Raw genomic sequence first — 15,387 nt, 5'->3', positions numbered from 1 at the left:
ACATAACCATCACAATGGGTAACCAAACTCCTAGGGACTCCGCGGCATGTCGAACAGGGCGCGTTCGTCCTGACCGGGCGCCTCGAACTGGCCGGCCCACTGCCCGATCATGGCCTTGGTGATCACGACGGTGTCCGGCGTTCCCGTGCCGTTGCGAACCTCCAGACGCCGCCACAGCTCATCGAGCGGCACGTCCAGATACCGCAGTTCGACCCCGGCCCCGATCGCGCGGGCCCGAAGCCGCACCTCGTCCCTCTCCTCGCGAGCCCAGAACCCGAACTCCAGGATCACCGTCTGGCCCAAACTCAGCAGCTCATACGCGTGCTCCCGGAAAAGCCCCTCAAGACGCTCCCGGGCGCCCTCGTCATAAAGATCGATGCCCAGCCTCGCCAGCCACTCATCCGGACACAGGCGAACCGCGGGCCGTTCGGCGGCCAGCCGCTTGGCGAGCGTCGTCTTTCCCGAACCTGGCAGGCCGCACAACACGATCAGCAGCGCCTTCATCTCTCCTCCGGGCACCGCATCAGAAGAGAGACAGGCTGGGCAGGAGCTTGCGCGCCGCGTCGATCAGCCGTTCCGCCGTGGCGGTCGCCGCCTCGGCCTCGTCCTGTTCGACGTCGTCGCCGGGCCGTACCGGATACTCGATCTCGTTACGGCGGCGCCGCAGCGCGCCGAAGTCCCTGAAGGCATGGCCGAACTGGGCCCGCAGCACTTCCTCCACCACGTAGTGCCCGCCCGCGGTGGTGGGCCGGAGGCCCTGGTGTGCCAGCACAGCCGTGCAGGCGTGCCGGGCCGCGTCGTAGGAGAGGATGAAGGCGCTGTCGGGGTCGTCGGCGATCCCGTGGGCCGTTCTCAGAGTGCGCCCGGCGCGTTCCACCCACTCGGTGCCGTCAGCGGCGGAACCCGTGACCTTCTGAAGCCGCCCCTCCGCGAGAAGCCGCTCCACCACCGCCTCCCCTTGGTTCCACCGCATCACTCCGCCTCCCGAACCCAGACCAGCGGCGAAGCCCGGACCTGGTTGGCAAGCGGATCAGCGGCCTTCGCCCAACGCTCACGCGTCATGAGAACCGGATTGACGGAAATCCCCAGCCCGTCCTCCACCCGCTCGGCGGCCTCATAGACATCAGCCCGGGAAGCCGCGCCCACCACCAGGACATCGATGTCGTTCGGCGGCGGACCCGGCTCACCGAGATACCGGCTCGCCCAGGACCCGAAGATGGCCACCGCGTCCACGCCGGAAAGTCCGGAGAACTCCCGTTCGACGAGAAGGTGCGGCCCGAACGCCAGCGTCAGGAGCTCGGTGAGCGGCCGGGCATAGCGCCCCGGCACCGTGGCCCGAATCAGATGGGCCCGCCCAACCTTGCGCCCGCGCAACAGCCCGGCCTCCAGCAGCCGCCCCACTTCCCGCTGCATCGTGGTCAGCGGAACCCCGATCTTCCCGGCGAGCTCGGTGACGGTGAACTCGCGGTCGGGGTGAAGGTAGAGCAGGGTGAGCAGGTCCGCCTGATGCCGCGACCGGAAGATCGGCAGTAGAGGAGGCGACTCACTACGCATAGATGAAAGTTATCACCCATCTATGCGTAGTGTCACCAGCTCCGACCTTGAAGGCCGGACTCACCAACTCCGCAGACTCAACGCGATGACCGTATCTAGCCGAAACTCGTGCCGCGGGTGACAGAGCGCACAGCCGCCCCAATCGGGACTCAGCCTTCATGGCCTTCCTACACGCGCAAGCCGCGCGCCGAAGGCGCGCACGATCAAAGGCGCCCGAGCGAAGCGAGGACCATTGACCGGGGCGGGCTCCAACGGCCTAACCACCCAGCCGGGCAACGGGTGGTAGCTCAAGAAGAACGCCCGAGCGCGGCGAGGACGACCAGGGGTCGGGGCCGTGCCCCGACTGGAAGAACGCGCGAAGCACCATGCCTTTGCCCCGGGAAAGCGCCCGACCGGAGGGAGGACCTTCAGGGGTCGAGCTTCAGCTCGACTGGAGAAACGCCTGGAATCCCGGATGCGCGAAGCGCGCCAATATGAAAGACCTTGCCTGTGGAGCTATGGGGATTCGAACCCCAGACCTCTTCCATGCCATGGAAGCGCGCTACCAACTGCGCCATAGCCCCTGGTCACCGCTTCGAGCCTGCTCGTTGCGGCGCTCGGAGAGCATATCGGCATCCCGTCGTTTCGCCTAATCGGTCCTCGCCAGCGCCTCCAGTGCGTCCAGCTGCCGTCGCAGGCCGAACTCGAACAGGGTGTCCAGGTCCAGGTCCAAGTGCTGGTCGCGGAGGACCGCGGCCAAGGTCGGGTGGGCGGGCATCAGCTTGTTCAGGGCTGCCTCTCTCGTGGCCATCCACTCGTCGTCGCTCATCCCTGTGTCCTGTACGGCCCGCGCCTCCGGCTCCAGGTTGGCCGCCAGGCCTCTGACGAACGCCGCCAGGGACACCGTCGCGTGCAACATGGTGTTCGGGTCCAGCCCCAGTCCCGACATCGCTCGCATGATCCACTCGGTGTGAGCCAACCCGTTGGCCCCCAGGTGAGGCCTGGTCAGCGGATAGGCGCAGGCCAGCCACGGATGTCTCCGGTGCACGCCCCACTGCAGCCTGAGCGACAGTTCGATCCGCTTCTGCCAGCCGTCCGGTACGCGGGCGGGCAGCCGGGCCTCGCCGTACACCTGATCGACCATCTCCCGCACGTGCCGGTGCAGGGCCATCGTGGGCCCTCCGGAAAGAGCCTTGGAAGGCTACGAAGCGAGAATGCGTCCCTACGTGGAGATCTGTCAGAAGCAGGCGAGAGGCGCCGACGGATTCCTGGTTCCCGCGAAACGCACCCACATCTGGATGCGCAACCAGGTCTTCCGCCTCGTGCCGCCCGGGCTCCTGAACACGAGCAAGGCGGCCGAGGCGATCAGTCTCTAGGTCTCGATGTCGTCACTGTTGACCGGCTCCGGCAGCGTTCCGGCGTTGTGCTCCAGCAGGCGCCAGCCTTTGCGGCCCTCCTCCAGCACCGACCAGCTGCAGTTGCCGAGGCCGCCGAGCGTGTGCCAGAGCTCCTCGGGCAGGCCCAGCAGCTCACAGATGCCGAGCCGCAGCGCCGCGCCGTGGGAGGCGATGACGAGCAGGCCGTCGTCGTCGAGCTGAGCCGCCCACCGGCGCATCGCGGCGACGACCCGGGCCGCGACCTCGGTGACCGGCTCGCCGTCCGGGGCTTCCCAGGCGATGTACTCCTCGGGCCAGCGGGCCCGGATCTCCTCCCTGGTCAACCCTTCCCAGGCGCCGCCGCCGCGTTCGCGCAGATCCTTGTCGACGGAGACGTCGAGCTTGACGATCCGCGCGAGCGCCGACGCGGTGTCGTGGGCCCGGCTCAGGTCGGAGGAGACGATGAGGCTGGGCTTCAGGGAGGCCAGCAGCGACGCCGCCCTCGCGGCCTGGGCCTGGCCGGTCTCGTCGAGTGCGATGTCGGTGTGGCCCTGGAAGCGGTGCTCGACGTTCCACAGGGTCTGGCCGTGCCTCAGGCAGACGATGCGTCTACTCAAGAGCGGGCCCGCTGGATGTTGGCGTGCGTCACGCTCTCCGGCAGGCCGATCGCCGGACAGTCCTTCCACAGGCGCTCCAGCGCGTAGAAGGTGCGGTCCTCCTCGTGCTGGACGTGGACGACGAGGTCGATGTAGTCGAGGAGCACCCAGCGCCCCTCGCGCTCACCTTCGCGGCGTACCGGCTTGATGTCGGCCTCGATGCGCAGCCTGTCTTCGATCTCGTCGACGATGGCGCGGACCTGGCGGTCGTTGGTGGCGGAGCAGAGCAGGAAGGCGTCGGTGATGACGAGCTGCTCGCTCACGTCGTAGGCGAGGATGTCATCGGCCAGCTTGTCGGCCGCGGCCTCCGCGGCGATCTTGACGAGCTGGACGGCTCTGTCGGATGCGGTCACGATGCGGGTCAGTCCTCCTCTATCGGTTACCTATGAGATTACCCTTCCTCGGTGTAGGCCCTCGACTGCAGAGTGAACATCTCGGCGTAGATGCCAGAACGTTCCATGAGTGAGACGTGGGTTCCCTCCTCCACTACTTTCCCGTGTTCGAGCACGTAGATGCGATCCGCCCAGCGCACGCTCGCCAGCCGGTGGGTGATCATCAGGACGGTCCGCTGCACGGCGTGGCGCCGGATGCTCTCGAAGATCGCGTGCTCCGACCGCGCGTCGAGGGAGGCGGTGGGCTCGTCGCAGATGAGCAGCGGCGCGTCGCGGTACAGGCCGCGCGCGACCGCGATGCGCTGCCACTGCCCGCCCGACAGTTCCGTCCCGCCCTTGTAGCTGGGGTCGAGCATGGTCTCCAGCCCGTACGGCAGGCGCTCCACGACCGCGTCCGCCCCCGAGGCGGTCAGCGCGGCGTCCAGCGACTCGCCCGAGTCGTGCCGCCCGATCGCGATGTTCTGCCCGGCGGTCAGGGGCCAGTGGGTGAAATCCTGGGCGATGACCGCGATCCGCTCGCGTAACGCGGACCGGTCGATCCGGCGCTCGTCGACGCCGCCCCAGGTGACGGTTCCCGAGTCGGGCAGGTAGAGCCCACCGATGATCTTGGCCAGTGTGGTCTTGCCCGAGCCGTTCTCCCCGACCAGCGCGACGATCTCACCGGGCTCGATCCTGATGGAGACGCCGGTCAGCGCGGGCGTGTCGGCGGCCGGGTAGGTGAAGTCGACGCCCTCGACGCGGACGCGGTCGGGCTCGGCGGGCGGGGCCGTACTGCCGGAGACCTCCGCGCGGGCCTCGGCGTCGGCGCAGAAGTGGACGTAGTCCTCGTAGAACAGGCCCGCCTCGTAGGCCCGGTTGACGCCGTGGAGCGCCTGCGAGGTGGCGCTGCCGGCGCGCTGGATGGCCAGTACGGCGGTCGCCGCCACGGCCAGGTGCACCTGCCCGGTCCACAGCAGCAGGCCGAGCGCCCCGTACACGAGGCCGGTGGCCAGGCCGCCGAACAGGCTGCCCCAGATCCCGGCGATCTGCTGGCGGCGTACGGCGCGCAGCTCGTAGCGGGTGACCCACCGGTAGATGCGGGCGAACTCGGCCAGCAGGTACGAGCGCATCGTGTAGGAGCGGATCTCGGCGGCGGCGGGCCGCTCGGTCATGAGGTCCTGCAGCGTGCCCTGCCTGCGCCTGGCGGCGGCGATCCCGGCGGTGACCTGGTAGTTGACCCGGGCGACGCGTACCGATGCCCACGTGCTGGGCACCGCCGCGAGCAGGATGAGCGGCAGCAGTACCGGATGGAGGACCCCCAGGGCCCCCGAGACCGCCGCGAGGCCGATGAAGCCCGAAAGCGTGGACATCACCGCCCACAACAACATCGACGGCCCGCGCACCGCCGTCATCGAGGTCCGCTGCATCTGGTCATGGAAGACCGGGTCGTCGAACGCGACCAGTTCCACCCCGGTGGTCAGCCTGACCATCCGGTTGTGGACGGTCTGCATGAGCAGCGGATCGAGCCGGTCCCGCGCCCACTGACCGGCCTCGCGGAAGGCGGAGCGCAGCACGGCCGCGCCGACCACCGCCACGATGCCGGGCACAGCGGCGACCAGCCGCTCCGGCGTGGGCACGGCGGAGAACAACTGCATGAGCACGTCCGTCGTGGCCAGCAGCCCGATCGCGGTGAAGACCTCCGACACCAGCGTGGAGCTCATCATGACGACGGTGTCCGCCCGGCTGGTACGCCAGCTGAGCACCAGCACGTCGCGGATCAGCGAGGGAAGCCGCCGCAGCATGGTGAACAACCCGGACGCGGTGACCTCCGCGTCGTGCGCCCACCAGGCTTCCTCTTTGAGCTCCAGTCCGTCGAGGGAGTCGTCTGCCATATCCCCATGATCGCCATAAAAGCCGTTATCCGGCGCTATAGAGATTCCGCTTGCCGATGTACTGCACGATCCCGTCCGGCACCAGGTACCAGATCGGCTCGCCCTTCTCCACGCGCTGCCTGCACTCCGAAGAGGAGATCGCCAGCGCCGGGATCTCCAGCAACGTCACCTTGCCCGCGGGCAGCCCCGGATCGTGCAGCGTGTGCCCCGGCCGCGTACAACCGACGAAATGCGCGAGGTCGAACAGCTCGTCGGCGTCCTGCCAGCCGAGGATCGCCTCCAGCGCGTCGGCGCCGGTGATGAAGAACAGGTCCGAGTCCGGCCCGTAGATCTCCGAGATGTCACGCAGGGTGTCGATGGTGTAGGTCGGCCCCGGCCGATCCACGTCCACCCGCGAGACCGAGAAGCGCGGGTTCGACGCCGTCGCGATGACCGTCATGAGATAGCGGTCCTCGGGCGCGCTGACCTCGCGCGTGGACTTCTGGTACGGCCGGCCCGTAGGCACGAACACCACCTCGTCGAGGTCGAAATGGTGGGCCACTTCGCTCGCGGCGACCAGGTGGCCGTGGTGGATGGGATCGAACGTCCCACCCATCACCCCCACACGGCGCTTCCCCTGCACCATGGGCGCATTCATCATGATGGGGACCTTACGCGCCAGCCGTACACCGCCTCATAGCCACCCCCTTACCAAGGAACCGCGCATCACTCCCGCAGCCGACGTAGCATGCCGGGCATGACGACCACCCCGGATCGCAACCGCATCCAACTACCCGGCATCTCGTCTCGTGCCTACGAACACCCCGCAGACCGGTCCGCTCTGGTCGCTCTGCGTAAGCTGAGTGGGTTCGACACCGTTCTCAAGCAGATGTCCGGCCTCGTAAGCGAGCGGCGGCTCCGCCTCATGTACCTCGCCTCGGCCGTGCGGGTGAGCGAGACCCAGTTCCGCTCGCTGCACGACATGGGGCGCGACGCCGCGTACATCCTGGATCTGCACCGCATCCCCGAGATCTACGTGCAGCAGGACCCCTCCGTCAACGCCAAGGCCATCGGCTTCGACGACCCGTTCATCGTCGTGACGACCGGCCTGCTCAACCTCATGAACGAGGAGGAGCAGCGCTTCGTCATCGGCCACGAGACCTCGCACATCCTGTCGGGCCACGCGGTCTACCGCACCATGCTCGACATCCTCACCACGCTCGCCACGCGCGTGGCCTGGATCCCGCTCGGCTACATCGGCCTGCGCGCGATCGTCGCGGGGCTCGAGGAGTGGTACCGCAAGTCGGAGCTGTCCTCCGACCGCGGCGGCCTGCTCACCGGCCAGGACCCCGACGCCGCCAAGCGCGCGCTGATGAAGCTCGCCGGCGGCGACTACACCCACGAGATGAACATCGAGGCCTTCCTCGCCCAGTACCAGGAGTACGACACCGCGGGCGACCTGCGCGACGGCTTCCTGAAGGTGCTCAACCTGCTCGGCACCACCCACCCGTTCGCCGTGGTGCGCGTGGCCGAACTGGACAAGTGGCAGCGCAGCGGCGAGTACGACCGCATCATCGGCGGCGACTACCCGCGCCGCGAGGACGACGCCGACGCCCGCGTCACCGACGAGATCAAGGCCGCGGCGGAGTCCTACCGCCGTTCCTGGTCGGAGTCCCAGGACCCGTTCATCGGCGTCCTGCGCGACGTCGCCGAGGGCGCCGTCAACGCCGGAGAGCGCATCTTCAACCGCTTCTCCCGCAGGGACAACTGAATCAAAGGGCTTTTCCTCCCTTACGGCGCAGCCACCCTCACGCCACCCGCCGCCGCCGGCGGGCGCCGATCGTGGGGGTCGCTTCTCACGTCGGACGGGGGTACCCGCCGTCACGGCGGTCCGTGCACCGTGACAGAGGTACCCCGCCGCATCTCAGAGCAGCAGTTCGATCGCCTTGACCGCGGCCGCGCACAACGCGACGAACCCGCCCAGCACCGCCAGGGCGCGTAGGCCTTCCCGGCGCAGGTTCGGCAGCCGGGCGCCGATCCGCTCGATCTCGCGCCCGGTGATTCCCCCGCACAACACCCCGAACACCACGGCGGCGACCGTCACCGGCGCCGCCTGCTGCCACCAGTCGGAGGCGATCTCGCCGCCGCCGGTCACCCAGAGCGCGCCCCCGGCCACGACGGCGACCGGGGCGCCCGGCCACACCACCGCGGTGACGGCCGACCCGGCCAGCGCGAACGGGAACAGCACCGCTCGCAGCAGCACCCGGATCCGCTTGCCGGCCCGGTTCCGCACCATCCAGTGACTCATCCACAACGTCCTGGTCAGCACCACGAGCGCCGTCGTGATCCCGATCGAGGCGATCGGATAGACCACCGACACCACCACGCACGGCACCGCCAGCACCGCGAGCAGCAGCAACGCGGTGTTGCCCGCGGGCAACGTGGTCGCCTCCCGGCCGCGCGTGCGCCGCTCGCCGGTCTTCGCCCGGACCCGCGGCACCGGCGTCTTGGGGTTGTCACCGGCCTTGGCCCGGGTACGCGGCGGCGCCTCCTCCTTGGACCGCGCCCGCACCAGCTCCTCCTTGGCCCGCCCGCGCGCGAGATCCTCCTTGGAGGTACGGCCCCGATCCTCCTTCGGCGGCCGGCTCCGCACGGCCTCGTCCTTGACCGCCCGGCTCCGCGCCGGCTCGTCCTTGGCCGCCCGCGCTCGCGCCGCCTCGTCCTTGGCGGCGCGGCCGCGCGGCACCGGCGTGCCGGGATCGTCCTTGCCGCGCCCCCTGGGCACCGGCGTGTTCGGCTCGTCCTTACCCCTGCCCCGCGGCTGCCGCGTACGCGGTGGCGGGGTCGCGACGTCCTCGCCCACCCGCCCGCGCGCGGACTCCTCCTTGGCCTTCGCCCGCACCCGCCCCCTGGGCGACGGCACCTCCGGTGTGATCTTGCGCCCGTCCTCGCGCTCGACCGGCGGCGCGTCCGCGGCGGTCGCCCGCGCCAGGCGGGAGAGCCGGTCGGTCAGCAGAGCGGCGGTCGGCCGCTTGGCGGGCTCGCGGTGCAATGCCGCCCGCACCAGCGGCAGCAACTCCACCGGCACGCCCTTGAGGTCGGCCTGCCCGTTCAGCACCGCGTACATCTGCGCCTCGGCCGTCCCCCGCCCGAACGTCGGCCGCCCGGTCGCCGCGAACGCCACCGTCGCCGCCCACGCGTGCACGTCCGCGGGCGACTCGACCTGCTCGTCGGCGAAGATCTCCGGAGCGGTGTAGCCGGGGGTGCCGAGGAAGGTGCCGGTCATGGTCAGCCGGGTCGCGTCGAGCACCTGCGCGATGCCGAAGTCGATGAGCACCGGCCCGCGTTCGCTCATGAGGATGTTGGCCGGCTTGAGATCGCGGTGGATCACCCCGGCCGCGTGCGTGATCGCCAGCGCGGTGGCGATGCCGTGCGCCAGGTCGACCAGGCCGCCGACGTCGAGGGGGCCGCTCCGCCGTACCAGCTCAAGAAGGGTCGCGCCCTCGATGTGCTCCATCACGAGGTACGGCCGCGCGCAGTCGAGATCGGCGTCGAACACCTTGGCCACATAGGGGCTCTCGACCCGGCGCAGCGCGCGCACCTCACGTTCCAGGCGAATGCGGGCGGACTCATCCTCGACCAGATCCCGGAGAACCTTGATCGCGACCCGTTCGCCACGGCGGGTGCCGGCGAGGTACACCTCGCCCATACCGCCCCTGCCGAGCCGTTCGAGAAGGGTGTACGGCCCGACCTTGCCGAGCTTGCTCACCGTCCCTCCCCGCTCGGCGCACCCATAAGGGGCACAACCCTAGCGGGGTGTGCCCCGATAGCGCCCGAGGCGCGCCGTACGTTTATCGCTTGGTCTTATCGCTTGGTCTTATCGCGGAGGCTGCTCTCGTCACCGAAGCTCTCGTCACGGAAGCTCGTGTCGCTGAAGATGTCGTCGAGCTCCGTCCGTGGCTCCTTCGACAGGTCCCTACGCCCCTTGCGGCGCCAGTTGACGTGCCCGCGGCTCTCCAGCCACAGCAGCAGGCGGTCGGCGCCGAACAGCACGGCACCGGCGAAGACCAGGGCGATCACAATCTCCATGCGCCCCAGTCAAGTCAACGTCACTCTCAGTTGCCACCTTGACACGCTGAGATGACCGTGCCTTCTGACGTGCGCAGATGTCCCTCGCCCGTGTAAATCCACTTAGTTGACGTCAATTCCGGCAGCCCCATGGGGCCGCGCGCGTGCAGCTTCTGGGTGGAGATCCCGATCTCGGCGCCGAACCCGAACTCGCCCCCGTCGGTGAACCTGGTCGAGGCGTTGACCGCCACGGCCGCCGAGTCGACGAGCGCCACGAACCGGCGGGCGGCCCGCTGCGACCGGGTGACGATCGCGTCGGTGTGGCCGGAGCCGTACTTCCTGATGTGCGCCACCGCGTCCTCCAGCGAGCCGACGACGGCGGCGGCGATGTCCAGCGAGAGGTACTCGGCGTAGAAGTCGTCCTCGGTCGCGGCCACCACACCGGGATGGGCGGCCACCCGCTCGTCTCCGTGCACGGTCACGCCCTCCTCCGCCAGCCGCGCCAGCGCCTTGGGCAGGAACTCCGCCGCCACGTCGGCGTGCACGAGGAACGTCTCGGCCGCGTTGCAGACCGACGGCCGCTGCGCCTTGGAGTTGACCAGGATGTCGAGCGCCAGGTCCAGATCGGCCTCGGCGTCGACGTACACGTGGCAGTTGCCGACCCCGGTCTCGATCACCGGCACCGTCGACTCCTCGACCACCGAGTTGATCAGGGACGCGCCGCCCCGCGGGATCAGCACGTCGACCAGCCCGCGCGCCCGCATGAGCTCCTTGACCGACTCGCGCGTCTGCCCCGGCACCAGTTGCACCGCGCCCGACGGCACCTCGGTCGCCTCCAGCGCCTCCTGCATGATCCGCACCAGCGCCGTGTTGGAGTCATAAGCGCTCGACGAGCCGCGCAGCAGAACGGCGTTGCCGCTCTTGAGGCAGAGAGCCGCGGCGTCCACGGTCACGTTGGGGCGGCCCTCGTAGATGATGCCGATCACGCCCAGCGGCACCCGGAGCTGGCGCAGTTCGAGCCCGTTGGGCAGCGTGCTGCCGCGCAGCACCTCACCGACCGGATCGGGCAGGTCGGCCACCTGCCGGACGGCCTCGGCGATGGCCTCCACCCTCTTCACGTCCAGCCGCAGCCGGTCGATCATCGCTTCTGAGGTGCCCTGCTCGCGGGCCCGCTCCACGTCCTTGGCGTTGGCCTCGACGATCTGCGCGGCCTGCTCGGCCAGCGCGTCGGCGATCGCGCGCAACGCCCGGTCCTTCGGCGCCCGCGGCAGCGGGGCCAGCTCGGCGGCGGCCTCTCGTGCCGCATGGGCCACCTTCAGGAACTCATCGGACATCGCACGCTCCATTCGCTACTGGTGAGCCTCCAGTATGACGATGTCGTCGCGGTGAATCAGCTCGCGTTCATATTCCGGACCGAGCTCGCTGCCCAGCTCTCGCGTCGAACGCCCCAGCAGCCCGGGAATCTCCACGGCGTCGAAGTTCACCAGCCCCCGGGCCACCACCCGCCCGCGCGGCCCGCACAGGTCGACCGGGTCACCGGCGGAGAAATCGCCCTCCACGGAGGTCACCCCCGCGGGCAGCAGCGACTTGCGCCGCGTGACGATCGCCTCCACGGCACCGTCGTCCAGGTGCAGCCGCCCGCGACCGGTCGTCGCGTGGGCCAGCCACAGCAGCCGGGTGCCCGGATGCCGTCCGCCCGGGTGAAAGTACGTGCCCACATCGGCCCCGGCCAGCGCCTGCGCGGCGTGGGCGGCGGCGGTCAGCACCACGGGTATCCCCGCTCCGGTCGCGATCTTGGCAGCCTGGACCTTGGTGATCATCCCGCCGGTCCCGACGGCCGCGCCGTTCCTGCCCAGCTCGACGCCCACCAGATCCTCCGGCCCGCGGATCTCCGCCAGCCGCCGCGAACCCGCCCGGCTCGGCGGCCCGTCATAGAGCGCGTCCACATCGGACAGCAGCACCAGCGCGTCCGCCCTGGTCAGATGGGCCACGAGGGCGGCCAGCCGGTCGTTGTCGCCGAACCGGATCTCGTCGGTGGCCACGGTGTCGTTCTCGTTGACCACCGGCATGATGCCCAGCTCAAGCAGGCGGTTCAGGGTGCGCTGGGCGTTGACGTGGTGAGAGCGCCGCATCATGTCGTCGGCGGTCAGCAGCACCTGCCCCACCCGCAGGCCATAACGCGCGAACGACGAGGTGTAGCGAGCCACCAGCACCCCCTGCCCCACGGACGCCGCGGCCTGCTGGGTGGCGAGATCCCGCGGTCGTACGGCCAGCCCGAGCGGCCCGAGCCCGGCGGCGATGGCCCCCGACGACACCAGCACGATCTGCGCCCCGACCCCACGCCGCGCCGCCAGGACGTCAACGAGCGCGTCGACCCGGTCGACGTCGATGGTGCCTTGGGGGGTGGTCAGCGACGAAGAGCCGACCTTGACGACAACTTTGGACGCGGAGCTGATCCGATCTCGCACCCAACGACCCTATCCGAGCCACCCAACTCCCCGCCTGCCAGTATCAGAGCCCGGCAACAGGTCAGAAACCCACCCCACCAACGACCAGCACCCAACCCCCGTCACCCCGCTCGCCCCGTCGCCGGGTCGTTCAGGCCTACATGGCTTGTCCTGGCACTGAGCGGTCCGACCCACATGACCCATCGGCCGGCCCACCAGCCGGTGGCCGGTGGCCGGTGGCCGGTGGCCGGGCATCGCCTGCCCTCCGGGCTTGTGGCCCGGGCGACAGCCCCCGTCAGCCGGGTTCCCGGGGCTTGTTGCGGAGAGCGCCACGTCCGGCTGTCGGGCGCCGCACCGACACCCCGGCCCGCGTCGGCGGGCGGGGGTGGGGGCGGCTTGCCGTAACGGATGGAAGGAGCGCGCGGCCCGTAACGGATGGAAGGAGCGCCCGGCCCGCAACGGATGGAAGGAGCAGGCCGCAACGGACGGAAAGGTCGCTCAGGCGAAGCGGGAATCGGAGCCGCGAGGCCCCTGGCGGGCGGATTCCGCGGAAAGGGTCGGCTGCCAGTCGAAGATGTAGCCGCCTTCCATGGAGCCGATGATCACCTCGGCGCCCGTGACCGCTCCCGCCTTGGCCAGGGCTTCCTCGACGCCGAGTCGCTCCAGGCGGTCGGCCAGGTAGCCGACGGCCTCGTCATTGGTGAAGTCGGTCTGGCGGATCCAGCGTTCCGGCTTCTCGCCGGTGACCTGGAACTGGTTCTCGCTGACCTTACGCACGCTGAACCCGGTCTCGCCGAGCTGCTTGGGCCGGATGACCAGCCGGGTGGGCTCCTCGATCGGCTTCTGGGCGCGGGCCGCGGCGACCCACTCGCCCATCGCGAACGTCAGCTCGCGCAGGCCGTCATGCGTGGCCGCCGAGATGACGAAGACGCGCAGGCCCTTGTCTTCGAACTCGGCGCGTACCATCTCGGCCAGTTCGCGCGCGTCCGGCACGTCGGCCTTGTTGAGGACGACCATGCGGGGCCGGTCCTCCAGCTTGCCGTAGGCCGCCAGCTCCGCCTCGATGACCTCGTAGTCGGTGATCGGGTCGCGTCCCGGCTCCAGGGTGGCGCAGTCGATGACGTGGACGAGCATGTCGCACCGCTCCACGTGCCGCAGAAACTCGTGCCCGAGCCCCTTGCCCTGCGAGGCCCCCGGAATGAGCCCAGGTACGTCGGCGACGGTGAAGATGGTCTCCCCCGCCGTGACCACGCCGAGGTTGGGGATCAGCGTCGTGAACGGATAGTCCGCGATCTTGGGCCGGGCGGCGGACAGCGCCGCGATCAGCGACGACTTCCCCGCGCTGGGGAACCCGACGAGCGCCACATCCGCGACGCTCTTGAGCTCCAGCATCACGTCCAGCCCGTCACCGGGCTCCCCGAGCAGCGCGAACCCGGGCGCCTTCCGTTTGGTGCTGGCCAGCGCCGCGTTCCCAAGCCCGCCGTGCCCGCCCTCGGCGATCACATACCGGGTCCCGGCCCCCACAAGGTCGACCAGCACCTCACCGGAGTCGGCGTCCTTGACCACGGTCCCGTTGGGCACCGTGAGCACCACGTCGCCGCCGTTGGCCCCGTCCCGGTTTGACCCCTGCCCCTGCTTGCCGTTGTCCGCCTTGCGATGCGGCCGCCGGTGATATTCGAGCAGGGTGGCGGTATTGGGATCGACCTCCAGGATCACATCCCCGCCCCGCCCGCCGTTGCCCCCGTCGGGGCCGCCGAGCGGCTTGAACTTCTCCCGGTGGATGGAGGCGCAGCCGTTCCCTCCGTCACCGGCCCTGACATGCAGAACCACCTGGTCCACGAAGTCCGGCATTACCGCCCCTTACTCCCACGTGCTCCCGAACGGAACACAAGTCCATCTTCCCAGCTCAATCCCACACCCAGCCCGCGTGAGCACCGCACCGCCGCACCTGACGCCGCGGCCTCCGGCACCGTGACCTCGTGCGCCAAAGGGCTGCCCTGCCACACCCCGCGAGGCGCGCGCATCGGGTATCTCGGCGCTGTCACCCCGGCCCACCCACGCTTGTCCGGCGCCGCACGGCGAGAAGCCGCGCGGCGGAACCCGGCGCCGCAGGTACGGCGCTCAGCCGAGCCACGGTACCCGCCTGACACACCGCCGTTACGGCGGGCACCACGTCCGACGTGAGAAGCGATCCCCACGATCGGCGCGAGCCCACGACGGCGGGTGGCGGGAGGCTGGCTTGCCGTAACCCAAAGGCACCAAACCCAAAAGCACCAAACCCCAAGACACCAAACCCAAGGCACCGCAGCCGACAGCACCAAAGCCCAAAGAACTCAAAGGGCCCCTGGAACGCCTAAAGGGGCGGGTCAAGTGACCCACCCCTTAGGAACGTCAGTCGGCGTTGGTTTACTCCGCGACCGGAACGATGCTCACCGCACGACGCCCGCGCTTGCGCCCGAACTGCACGTGCCCCGCAGCCAGCGCGAACAGCGTGTCATCGCCCCCACGCCCGACGTTGTCGCCAGGGTGGAAGTGGGTGCCGCGCTGGCGGACGATGATCTCGCCCGCGTTGACCAGCTGGCCGCCGAACCGCTTGACGCCGAGCCGCTGTGCGTTGGAGTCACGGCCGTTCCGGGTGGACGACGCGCCCTTCTTGTGTGCCATCTCGCAAAACTCCCGTGACTCAGGCCTGGTTGATGCCGGTGATCTTCACCTGGGTGTACCGCTGACGGTGACCCTGGCGCTTCTTGTAACCGGTCTTGTTCTTGTACTTGAGGATGCGGATCTTGGGACCCTTGGTCTCACCGAGAATCTCGGCGCTCACCAGGAACTTGCCCGCCTCCGTGGTCACATCGCCGTCGTTGACGACGAGCACCGTCGGCAGCGAAACCGAAGAGCCGACCTCGCCGGCGACCTTGTCCACCTCGAGGACGTCACCGACGGAGACCTTCTGCTGCCTGCCGCCGCAACGAACGATCGCGTACACCGCGGAACCCTTCTACTGTCTGCTTGTGGTCACCGATCACATCGGCGGCCACCGAATGCTGCGCCCAGCACTCGGAACC

17 protein-coding genes and 1 tRNA gene are annotated in these 15,387 nt (G+C 69.6%); 2 read left to right on the top strand and 16 right to left on the bottom strand.

The genetic code is table 11. The features are described from left to right. Positions 1–30: 30 nt before the first annotated feature. The 5 genes from ACIBI5_RS00165 to ACIBI5_RS00145 all read right to left on the bottom strand — a co-directional run bounded on the left by ACIBI5_RS00165 (position 31) and on the right by ACIBI5_RS00145 (position 2,704). Positions 31–504 (bottom strand): AAA family ATPase, encoded by a 474-nt coding sequence (locus ACIBI5_RS00165; RefSeq protein ID WP_397241559.1) that lies wholly within the window; start codon positions 502–504, stop codon positions 31–33. A 19-nt stretch (positions 505–523) separates the two neighbouring features. Then, positions 524–973, bottom strand: coding sequence for a HEPN domain-containing protein (locus tag ACIBI5_RS00160; RefSeq protein WP_397241557.1), 450 nt, complete (start codon positions 971–973; stop codon positions 524–526). Next, the gene (locus tag ACIBI5_RS00155; protein WP_397241555.1) at positions 973–1,554 is read right to left on the bottom strand and encodes a helix-turn-helix domain-containing protein; all 582 of its coding nucleotides are present in this window, start codon (positions 1,552–1,554) and stop codon (positions 973–975) included. Before ACIBI5_RS00155 ends, ACIBI5_RS00160 begins: the two co-directional genes overlap by 1 nt. A 490-nt stretch (positions 1,555–2,044) precedes the next feature. Then, positions 2,045–2,117 (bottom strand) — tRNA-Ala (locus ACIBI5_RS00150). A 65-nt stretch (positions 2,118–2,182) separates the two neighbouring features. Continuing rightward, positions 2,183–2,704 carry a TetR/AcrR family transcriptional regulator C-terminal domain-containing protein gene (locus tag ACIBI5_RS00145; protein ID WP_397241553.1) on the bottom strand — a complete coding sequence of 174 codons (522 nt, stop codon included), beginning with the start codon at positions 2,702–2,704 and terminating at the stop codon, positions 2,183–2,185. 43 nt (positions 2,705–2,747) lie between these two features. On the opposite strand from ACIBI5_RS00145, the gene ACIBI5_RS00140 reads away from it, so the two are divergent. Further along, positions 2,748–2,909, top strand: coding sequence for a hypothetical protein (locus tag ACIBI5_RS00140; protein WP_397241551.1), 162 nt, complete (start codon positions 2,748–2,750; stop codon positions 2,907–2,909). Here ACIBI5_RS00140 and ACIBI5_RS00135 read toward each other — a convergent pair. Genes ACIBI5_RS00135 through nadD form a run of 4 tightly spaced genes read right to left on the bottom strand, consistent with a single transcriptional unit; the run spans position 2,906 to position 6,468 of the window. After that, positions 2,906–3,526, bottom strand: coding sequence for a histidine phosphatase family protein (locus ACIBI5_RS00135; protein ID WP_397241549.1), 621 nt, complete (start codon positions 3,524–3,526; stop codon positions 2,906–2,908). The genes ACIBI5_RS00140 and ACIBI5_RS00135 overlap by 4 nt on opposite strands. Beyond that, positions 3,523–3,918, bottom strand: a complete 396-nt coding sequence (gene rsfS / locus ACIBI5_RS00130; RefSeq protein WP_184973159.1) for a ribosome silencing factor — start codon at positions 3,916–3,918, stop codon at positions 3,523–3,525. Before rsfS ends, ACIBI5_RS00135 begins: the two co-directional genes overlap by 4 nt. Positions 3,919–3,956: 38 nt before the next feature. After that, entirely contained in the window at positions 3,957–5,828 is a 1,872-nt protein-coding gene (locus tag ACIBI5_RS00125) for an ABC transporter ATP-binding protein (protein WP_397241547.1), read from the bottom strand. A 25-nt stretch (positions 5,829–5,853) separates the two neighbouring features. Beyond that, entirely contained in the window at positions 5,854–6,468 is a 615-nt protein-coding gene (gene nadD, locus ACIBI5_RS00120; protein WP_379619193.1) for a nicotinate-nucleotide adenylyltransferase, read from the bottom strand. Positions 6,469–6,555: 87 nt separating this feature from the next. Here nadD and ACIBI5_RS00115 point away from each other — a divergent pair, with 87 nt between their 5' ends. Then, positions 6,556–7,578, top strand: coding sequence for a M48 family metallopeptidase (locus ACIBI5_RS00115; RefSeq protein WP_397241545.1), 1,023 nt, complete (start codon positions 6,556–6,558; stop codon positions 7,576–7,578). Between the two features lie 153 nt (positions 7,579–7,731). Here the strand turns inward: ACIBI5_RS00115 and ACIBI5_RS00110 are convergent, their stop codons facing one another. The 7 genes from ACIBI5_RS00110 to rplU form a co-directional block, all read right to left on the bottom strand. Next, the gene (locus tag ACIBI5_RS00110; protein WP_397241543.1) at positions 7,732–9,576 is read right to left on the bottom strand and encodes a protein kinase; all 1,845 of its coding nucleotides are present in this window, start codon (positions 9,574–9,576) and stop codon (positions 7,732–7,734) included. 95 nt (positions 9,577–9,671) lie between these two features. Next, positions 9,672–9,896: a hypothetical protein gene (locus ACIBI5_RS00105; protein ID WP_397241541.1), complete on the bottom strand. Its 225-nt coding sequence runs from the start codon at positions 9,894–9,896 to the stop codon at positions 9,672–9,674. 26 nt (positions 9,897–9,922) lie between these two features. Then, on the bottom strand, positions 9,923–11,209 hold the full coding sequence (locus tag ACIBI5_RS00100) for a glutamate-5-semialdehyde dehydrogenase (protein ID WP_397241539.1): 1,287 nt from the start codon (positions 11,207–11,209) through the stop codon (positions 9,923–9,925). 15 nt (positions 11,210–11,224) lie between these two features. After that, complete coding sequence (gene proB, locus ACIBI5_RS00095; protein WP_397110527.1) at positions 11,225–12,343, bottom strand: glutamate 5-kinase; 1,119 nt, start codon at positions 12,341–12,343, stop codon at positions 11,225–11,227. 477 nt (positions 12,344–12,820) lie between these two features. Beyond that, positions 12,821–14,173 (bottom strand): GTPase ObgE, encoded by a 1,353-nt coding sequence (gene obgE, locus ACIBI5_RS00090; protein WP_397241537.1) that lies wholly within the window; start codon positions 14,171–14,173, stop codon positions 12,821–12,823. Positions 14,174–14,728: 555 nt separating this feature from the next. Then, positions 14,729–14,986: a 50S ribosomal protein L27 gene (gene rpmA / locus ACIBI5_RS00085; RefSeq protein WP_184973142.1), complete on the bottom strand. Its 258-nt coding sequence runs from the start codon at positions 14,984–14,986 to the stop codon at positions 14,729–14,731. Between the two features lie 19 nt (positions 14,987–15,005). Next, entirely contained in the window at positions 15,006–15,308 is a 303-nt protein-coding gene (gene rplU, locus ACIBI5_RS00080) for a 50S ribosomal protein L21 (protein ID WP_183647442.1), read from the bottom strand. Positions 15,309–15,387: the final 79 nt, after the last annotated feature.

It is taken from the genome of Nonomuraea sp. NPDC050540 (assembly GCF_044457485.1).
In the GTDB taxonomy this organism is placed as follows: Bacteria; Actinomycetota; Actinomycetes; order Streptosporangiales; family Streptosporangiaceae; genus Nonomuraea.
Note: the sequence above shows the minus strand (reverse complement) of the source record. Positions and strands in the feature narration are given on the sequence as shown.

Bases quoted from the DNA above. Each gene is read 5' to 3' on its own strand.
- ACIBI5_RS00125 (WP_397241547.1), bottom strand. From the start codon at position 5,828: ATGGCAGACGACTCCCTCGACGGACTGGAGCTCAAAGAGGAAGCCTGG.
- rpmA (WP_184973142.1), bottom strand. From the start codon at position 14,986: ATGGCACACAAGAAGGGCGCGTCGTCCACCCGGAACGGCCGTGACTCC.
- ACIBI5_RS00105 (WP_397241541.1), bottom strand. From the start codon at position 9,896: ATGGAGATTGTGATCGCCCTGGTCTTCGCCGGTGCCGTGCTGTTCGGC.
- ACIBI5_RS00155 (WP_397241555.1), bottom strand. From the start codon at position 1,554: ATGCGTAGTGAGTCGCCTCCTCTACTGCCGATCTTCCGGTCGCGGCAT.
- nadD (WP_379619193.1), bottom strand. From the start codon at position 6,468: ATGATGAATGCGCCCATGGTGCAGGGGAAGCGCCGTGTGGGGGTGATG.
- ACIBI5_RS00115 (WP_397241545.1), top strand. From the start codon at position 6,556: ATGCCGGGCATGACGACCACCCCGGATCGCAACCGCATCCAACTACCC.
- ACIBI5_RS00165 (WP_397241559.1), bottom strand. From the start codon at position 504: ATGAAGGCGCTGCTGATCGTGTTGTGCGGCCTGCCAGGTTCGGGAAAG.
- ACIBI5_RS00140 (WP_397241551.1), top strand. From the start codon at position 2,748: ATGCGTCCCTACGTGGAGATCTGTCAGAAGCAGGCGAGAGGCGCCGAC.
- ACIBI5_RS00145 (WP_397241553.1), bottom strand. From the start codon at position 2,704: ATGGCCCTGCACCGGCACGTGCGGGAGATGGTCGATCAGGTGTACGGC.
- ACIBI5_RS00100 (WP_397241539.1), bottom strand. From the start codon at position 11,209: ATGTCCGATGAGTTCCTGAAGGTGGCCCATGCGGCACGAGAGGCCGCC.
- obgE (WP_397241537.1), bottom strand. From the start codon at position 14,173: ATGCCGGACTTCGTGGACCAGGTGGTTCTGCATGTCAGGGCCGGTGAC.
- ACIBI5_RS00160 (WP_397241557.1), bottom strand. From the start codon at position 973: ATGCGGTGGAACCAAGGGGAGGCGGTGGTGGAGCGGCTTCTCGCGGAG.